The following is a 7,135-nucleotide window of genomic DNA, read 5'->3' on the forward strand; positions in this document are numbered from 1 at the left end:
TCAGCAGAGGATGAAAGTGCATACTCAACCTTTTGGGTTACTCTACTGAAGCCAGCCATCCCTCCGTAAAGGATTTCGGCTGAACGAATCGCACCTTTAAGAACGGAATGCCCTACCGCTCTGTTCTTTATATTGATGGCTGCGTTATGGTCACGGTCTAGCTCATATCCACATGAGCAACTATGCCAGCGAATATGCAGTTTTTTGGGTACTTTTTTACCGCAATTGGAGCAATCTTGTGAGGTGTTATGAGCGCTTACTGGGATTACCAACAAACCAGCATTTTCGGCTTTATTTGTCAGTATCGACAGAAAGTTTGACCACCCAGCATCCAACACAGATTTAGCTAATCGGGTACGAGCAAGACCTTTTACATTCAGATCTTCATGAGCTACCACGTCATATTTTGATAGCAGATAATTAGCTGTCTTGAAGTGGAAATCTTTCCGCTTGTCTGCAACTTTCTTGTGTTGCTTTCCTAGTTGCTTGATGGCTTTAAGTCTACCGTTGCTTCCCTTTTTTCTACGTGATACCCGTTTTTGAATAACCCGCAGACGTTTTTGCGCTTTACGGTAGTGTTGAGGAATAGTAACAGTTTCACCTTCGGAAGTTGTCAAGAATTCCTTCAACCCTACATCAATACCGGTAATTAACTCAGGATTGAAATCTGGCTTTATCTCAGGAACAGTTTTATCTTCTAAAGAGAGCGTTACATAGTAGCCATCAGATTTCTTGGTGATAGATACTGTCTTAACCTTAAAACCATCTGGTATTGGACGATGCAACACAACCTTGATTTTTCCAAGCATTGGGAGGTTAATCAGGCTACCCTGGAAACATCCATCTTTCATCTGAGGATAAATGAATGTGCGGTAACGATTACGAGGCTTGTCGGGTAAGAGAGGATACGTCGCCGTACCTCTCTCCCCTAAGAACCGGACGTGACAGTTCCCCATCATCCGGCTCAAGCTCTCTTGTACACAGGTTGCTGCCCACTATGTAGGTGTTTGTGGCATTCTTTGTGGACATGAACTAAGTTATTCACTTCGTCGCTGCCTCCGTTAGCCACTTCTACTTTATGGTGGGTATCAATGCGTTCCCCATTGAAGAGGTGTTCACCGCAGATTGGGCATCGCCAGTTTTGGTTTTGCGCTATTAGATATAGCTTGGAACCTTTGGCGAAGTATGCTTTGCCATACCTGGTTTGTCGCTGTTCCCAGTACATTCTCAGTGTTGGGTCGTCGGGTGACGCCCTCTCTTTGACTTTGATGTGTCGGGTGATTTCCGTAGTAGCCATCTTGAAGATGAAGCTTTCTTTGGATTTTCCCCTTCTGTCTCTGGCTTTAGCTGTGAATACCCAATGGTCGCCCTTTATTCTTCCAAAATATCGGGGGATGACCCATTCCACTCCTTTGTTGGGATGTCTTTTCTTTGCCCATCTGATGAGCAACTTTACCATCCTGTGGTCGAAGTAGTTGAATGTGCGGCTGCTTACTCCATGTTTATAGTAGTTTGCCCAACCCCTCAGTATTGGGTTCAGGACACTGATGACCGTTTCCGGTTGGACGTTCGGATGTTCGTCTAACCAGGTTTTTATTTGGTTTATTTTGTCCTTTACTTTTTCCTGTTGGGGCTTGATGAGGCATTTGCCTTGGTATTGCTTTATATTGAACCCCAGAAAGTTAAAACCTTCTGAGATATGTTTGATTTGGGTCTTTTCCTCATTGAGTTGTAGACCCTTTTTGGCTAACCAGGCTTTTATTTCCGGCAGGATTGCTTCTATTTCTTCCTTAGTTTCAGCAGTGACTATGAAGTCGTCAGCGTAGCGGATAAATCCATACTTCCTGTACTTATGTTTGCTATGGACTTTTTTATTTCCGTACTGGTACGTTTTTCCCCACTTGGTTTTTGTGAGGCTTCCCAGCCATTCGTCCATTCCATCTAACGCGATGTTGGCTAGTAAGGGTGAAATGATTCCGCCTTGCGGGGTGCCGCTTTCCGTTTCATGGAATACTTCTGATTCGATGTATCCTGCCTTCAGCCACTGTTTAATTAACTCTCTTCCCGGTATTTCTCCGATAGTTTTGAGTACATATTCGTGACTGATGTTGTCAAATGCTCCCTTGATATCGGCGTCTAATACCCAAGTGTCTTTGCCTTTTTGTAGTCTGGCGAAGCACTGTTCTATGGCATCGTGACATCCTCTACCCGGTCGAAAGCCGTAACTGTTTGCCTCAAAGCGGGCTTCCCAGATTGGCTCTAGGGCATTTTTGACTATTGCCTGTGCGATGCGGTCGTTAACGGTCGGAATTCCTAGTGGACGGCGTTTGCCATTGGATTTTGGTATATATATCCTCTTGGTTGGCTTGACCCTCCAAGGTTGGAAGTCTTTCCATTCATTGACTAGCTTCACCCTGTCTTGGGGTGTTTTCACCTTTTGACCATCTGTGCCTGCTGTTCGCTTGCCTTGATTGTCTTGGGTTACTCTTCGCACGGACACAAGAAGATTGGAGTAACTTCGCATTAGCAATTTCATCAGGTTTCTCACCTGATTCCATCGCTTTTCCTGTGTAGCACGATAAATTCTGTGTCTCAGGTTCTTAATCCTTTTGTTCACGGTCTTCCAGTTAATGTCAGACCATTCTGCTAAGGCTTCCTTGGCTCCGATGTCCTTACGGACTCTATCTTTCACTTTCGGTTCAGTTCCTTATACTTCCGATTTATCGTTGAGAACCTGTTGGAAGTCTGCCATCTTTCAATGTGAGGCAAATTTTGAACCTCTATCCCTTGCATTACCAAAGGCGTTCGCTTTCTCCAACATCCTTTACCCTCTAGATAGTTCCATCTTCCTTACGGTTGACCTACTCACAATATCGACCATTTCTTGCGAGAATCTATAGGGCTTACTGTAGTTTCGAGTGTGTGAGATTTGTTAGGGGTTAGGTTCCATCTATACTCCGGTAGGACTCTGTTCTGTCGTCTTGCGGAAAATTCAGCCGTCAAGACCACCTACTCACCTTTTGGTCAGAGTGTATAAGCCTTATTTCACTCTTTAAGACTGACGAAGCTTCTTCGATGATTCACTTGCGTTAACCTTTCCCTAACTTCCCCTTGCCCTTTCCCAGATTAGGCTTCCAGGTTTGGATACTTTCGTGGTCTGCATTCCGTTAGATTCATTATTTACTACTAACGTGACCGGAGTCTGAGACTCTTTTACGTGGGGATAGTGGGACAGAATCCACTAGGAAAGACGGCTTTCCTCTCACTTTGTTGGTTGTTGTACCTACAATTCACTCAACTTTCTACATCGCACAAATCTCGGTTTTCCACTACGCTTACCATTCCTATCACCCTTTAAGAAACGGTCAAATGTTACCTTTACTCGCTTGACTACATCCTGAAGAACTTGAGAATAGATTTCGCTATACCAAGGATGAGTTTTCTTAAGTTGAGGTGGCGTTTTCTTTTGGTAATAATAATCCGGATTGTCTCGTAGTTCTGGCAGATGACAAACAAGAGGGCAAGCGTTGATATAACAGCGGTTTTGCTCGTACCAATTAAACCTATCAGCCAATAGATAGTTGTACTGGCTGCACAACATTGATAACCATCTGTCAATCTTATCTACTTGTTGTTTTGTTGGACGTAATCGGTATTGATATGCTGTTCTCATCGTTGTCCTCCTTGACCATTATGTTAGCATTATCGTGTTCGCGATGGCAACACAACATGAAAGACAAAAACCTTCATATTCGGTTATCCGAAAAACGACTCAATAAGCTGAGAGCAATTGCGGCAGAAAGAGAAAAGACTATTACTCAGATGGTAGAAGAATGGATTGATCGACTATCCTCTACATCTATTGGTTGACTCCGTACCTCCGTCAACCGCGCATTCATCCCACGCCTCCCTACGGGTAGGACGTGGGGCTTCTGCTGTTTAAGCTAAAGTTTAAGGATTTTTGCTCTGTAAGCTTTAGCTAAATTTAACTGTATTTTCCCAAGGTAAATCAGCGCCATCGCTCTTTTCAATTTCTATAACAAAACAAAGCTGCCAGATGTCTCTACTCAACTTCCCATAAAAAAGCAGAACGGACGCTTTTATTTTCAAATCTGGTAAAGCGTGCCGTTCGACATTATTCTACGGTTTGCATTCACAGCGAAAGTATCGCTCGCTTGTCTGTGGGGTTTTCCAGACAGCAAGATGCGATTAAGAACGCTGAATTTTATCGCTCTGGCTAATAAAGATTAGCCCTACAACCACGGGGATGACGACAATCAATAGACCTGCGAGCAGACTGTAGAGAAAGTTTGCTAATGAAGGAGTCATGATACCAGCCTCTTTTACAAGAATTATCGTTTTCTCATTTTAGCGATCGCACGCCACCTTGAAAAGCTTTGCCGGACGCCAGTTACGGCAAGGCGGTAGCAGCGAGTCGCTCCGTGTTTAATTATAGGGGTGGCTCAATTTTTTCACAAATCTTAAAATTATAACCAGTGCAGCGGCAGGCATTGCCCCTGTGACAGAATACCCAGAAGCTTTTCGATCGCACCCCATACCTTTTATGACCGCGACTTCCTTTGCCAGTTTGATTCTTGGCTCCTTGCTAGGAGTAATGATTCTCCTATTTATCTTTCGGATTATACTGACCTGGTATCCCCAGGTAAATTTGAATAGCTTTCCGTGGAATACGATCGCTTTGCCGACCGAACCTTTTCTGGTGGTGACTAGAAAGCTTGTGCCACCGATAGGCGGCGTGGACATTACCCCGATTATCTGGGTGGGAATTTGTAGCCTGCTGCGAGAGATCCTCATCGGTCAGCAAGGTATTTTAACCATGATGGCGCTTAAGGGCTAGGGACTAGGGCATCGGGGCTAGGGGAAGAGGGAAAAGGGAAGAATTTTGACTTTTGACTTTTGACTTTTGACTTTTGACTTTCCCCGCTCTCCCACTCCCCCGCGACTACTTCTTACCCTTACCTTTCTCCTCGTTTCGCATAATTTGTTCGACGAAATTGGTATAGACCTCACCGCGCAAAAAAGCCTGCGTTTCGAGGATCTTTTGATGAAAGCCAATGGTAGTGGGCAATCCGGTGATAGCACATTCCCGCAGGGCGCGTTTCATACGCTCGATCGCCCCTTGGCGATCGGGTGCCCAAACGATTAACTTACCAATCAGCGAGTCGTAATAGGGCGGAATTTCGTAATCGGTGTAAACGTGGGAATCCATACGGACGCCATTACCCCCCGGTGGGAGGTAGCCGCTGATCCGTCCGGGAGAAGGCCGAAAATTCAGATCCGGATCTTCTGCGTTAATGCGACATTCTATAGAATGTCCTCGCAGAACCACATCATTTTGAGTCAAACTGAGTTTTTCTCCCTGTGCGATGCGGATTTGCTCCGCTACTAAGTCTAAACCGGTAATCATTTCCGTGACGGGATGTTCGACTTGAATGCGGGTATTCATTTCCATGAAATAAAAGTTACCCGATCGATCCAAGAGAAACTCAACCGTACCAGCACCAACATAGTCGATCGATTTAGCAGCCATAACTGCCGCCATACCCATTTTGTCGCGCAATTCCGGCGATAGAGCGGGACTCGGCGCTTCTTCGAGCAATTTTTGGTGGCGTCGCTGAATAGAGCAATCTCGTTCGCCCAAGTGAATCACATTACCGTAACTGTCGGCTAAAATTTGAAATTCAATATGTCGGGGACGTTCGATAAATTTTTCTAAATAAACGCCGGGATTTCCAAACGCAGCTTCCGCTTCTCCCTGTGCTGCGTGGAAGAGTTTGAGGAATTCGCTTTCTTCTCGTACCAGACGCATTCCTCGTCCGCCACCGCCAGCGGTAGCTTTGATCATCACAGGATAGCCAATTTCAGCAGCGATCGCCATTGCTTCCTTCTCATCTGAGAGCAACCCATCGCTACCGGGAACCGTAGGCACACCCACCCGCTGCATAGTTTCCTTAGCAGTCGATTTATCTCCCATTGCCCGAATCGCTGCGGGAGATGGGCCAATAAAAACTATCTGGTGATCGGCGCAAATTTCGGCAAACTTGGCATTTTCGGCCAAAAATCCATATCCGGGGTGAATTGCCGTAGCATTGCGCGTCAGCGCTGCGGCAATGATGTTGGGAATATTGAGATAACTTTTGCTGCTGGGAGGTTCGCCAATACAAACCGCTTCGTCAGCAAGTTGGACGTGGAGAGCGTGGCAGTCAATGGTAGAGTGAACGGCAACCGTAGAAATTCCCATTTCTTCGCAGGTGCGGAGAATGCGTAGGGCAATTTCGCCGCGATTAGCAATTAATATCTTAGAAAAACGCATTTTCCAGCTTTCGGATCGACGAGCGGTAACACTAAACCTCGGCAGCTTCTTTGGCGGCTTGTTGATGGCGACACCGACGCTTGAGGCGAAGCAGCTTTTTGTCTTCGGCTGTTAATCCTATCACGGTGTTGAGGACTACTTGCTGGTGAAGTGTTGCAGAACCCGGCTTTTGGCGCGATTCCTTAATCAATCGCAACATTGGCAAAAAGTCAAAAGGAAGAGGGAGTGGGGGAGTCAAAAGTCAAAAGTCCACCTCTTCCCTCTCCCTCTCCCTCTCCCTCTTTCCCCAACGCCCTAGTTATACAGTTGCCAATGCGAACAAAAGTAAGCTAGTATAACTAATGGGTTGCTAAAGTTACCCCAAACGCGGATGTGGCGGAATTGGTATACGCGCACGCTTGAGGTGCGTGTGGCTTGTCCTTGTGAGTTCGAGTCTCACCATCCGCATTAAATAAATGGTTTCGTTTTTTCTGCCTCGTGCAGTGGCATCTTAAAAAGATTGCCGTTGCACGAGGCAAAACTTATGTTAACCTTCCATCGCAGCCTGGGCGAGATTGCTCTGAGGTATCGGAGAAAAACAAATTTTTGAACTTCTTTATAATAATAAGCAGGTGCTAACTTGTCGGCTGAATGTTTGGGATACAGGAAAAAATGCTTTAGAAGCTTTTGATACTTATCGCAATTTGGATTTTAGTTACCGAAAACCGTGCGTGAAAGCCCCTGGCTTTAGACATGGGGATGAAACGCACCTGGCGATTTTAATCGCCGTCAAGTCCCTGGTTTCCACTTCTGATTCTCAAT

Annotated in this window: 6 protein-coding genes, 1 tRNA gene and 2 pseudogenes; 3 read left to right on the top strand and 6 right to left on the bottom strand. The window is 45.6% G+C overall.

Features of this window, described 5'->3' with window-relative positions:
- Window positions 1-95: 95 nt before the first annotated feature.
- From H6G03_RS36320 to psbX, 4 genes and pseudogenes are all read right to left on the bottom strand, one after another.
- Window positions 96-890: pseudogene (locus H6G03_RS36320) on the bottom strand (RNA-guided endonuclease InsQ/TnpB family protein); the annotation flags it as partial.
- 74 nt (window positions 891-964) lie between these two features.
- A complete protein-coding gene (gene ltrA, locus H6G03_RS36325) occupies window positions 965-2,692 on the bottom strand; it encodes a group II intron reverse transcriptase/maturase (protein WP_190475672.1) in 1,728 nt (575 codons plus the stop codon).
- Window positions 2,693-3,313: 621 nt separating this feature from the next.
- Window positions 3,314-3,673, bottom strand: a pseudogene (locus tag H6G03_RS36330) (helix-turn-helix domain-containing protein); the annotation flags it as partial.
- 536 nt (window positions 3,674-4,209) lie between these two features.
- Entirely contained in the window at window positions 4,210-4,329 is a 120-nt protein-coding gene (gene psbX, locus H6G03_RS36335) for a photosystem II reaction center X protein (RefSeq protein WP_190475674.1), read from the bottom strand.
- 235 nt (window positions 4,330-4,564) lie between these two features.
- Here psbX and H6G03_RS36340 point away from each other — a divergent pair, with 235 nt between their 5' ends.
- Complete coding sequence (locus H6G03_RS36340; protein WP_190475680.1) at window positions 4,565-4,858, top strand: YggT family protein; 294 nt, start codon at window positions 4,565-4,567, stop codon at window positions 4,856-4,858.
- Window positions 4,859-4,963: 105 nt separating this feature from the next.
- On the opposite strand, the gene accC is transcribed toward H6G03_RS36340, so the two are convergent.
- Together accC and H6G03_RS36350 are read right to left on the bottom strand one after the other, a co-directional pair.
- Window positions 4,964-6,334, bottom strand: a complete 1,371-nt coding sequence (gene accC / locus H6G03_RS36345; RefSeq protein ID WP_190475676.1) for an acetyl-CoA carboxylase biotin carboxylase subunit — start codon at window positions 6,332-6,334, stop codon at window positions 4,964-4,966.
- A 31-nt stretch (window positions 6,335-6,365) separates the two neighbouring features.
- A complete protein-coding gene (locus H6G03_RS36350) occupies window positions 6,366-6,572 on the bottom strand; it encodes a hypothetical protein (protein WP_190475678.1) in 207 nt (68 codons plus the stop codon).
- Between the two features lie 128 nt (window positions 6,573-6,700).
- Between H6G03_RS36350 and H6G03_RS36355 the strand changes: the two genes are divergently transcribed.
- Window positions 6,701-6,781: transfer RNA gene (locus tag H6G03_RS36355), tRNA-Leu, on the top strand.
- A 164-nt stretch (window positions 6,782-6,945) separates the two neighbouring features.
- Window positions 6,946-7,135 (top strand): hypothetical protein (locus tag H6G03_RS37635; protein WP_456057599.1); only part of this gene is annotated, 190 nt, incomplete at its 3' end.

The sequence above is a fragment of the Aerosakkonema funiforme FACHB-1375 genome, from assembly GCF_014696265.1.
In the GTDB taxonomy this organism is placed as follows: Bacteria; Cyanobacteriota; Cyanobacteriia; order Cyanobacteriales; family Aerosakkonemataceae; genus Aerosakkonema; species Aerosakkonema funiforme_A.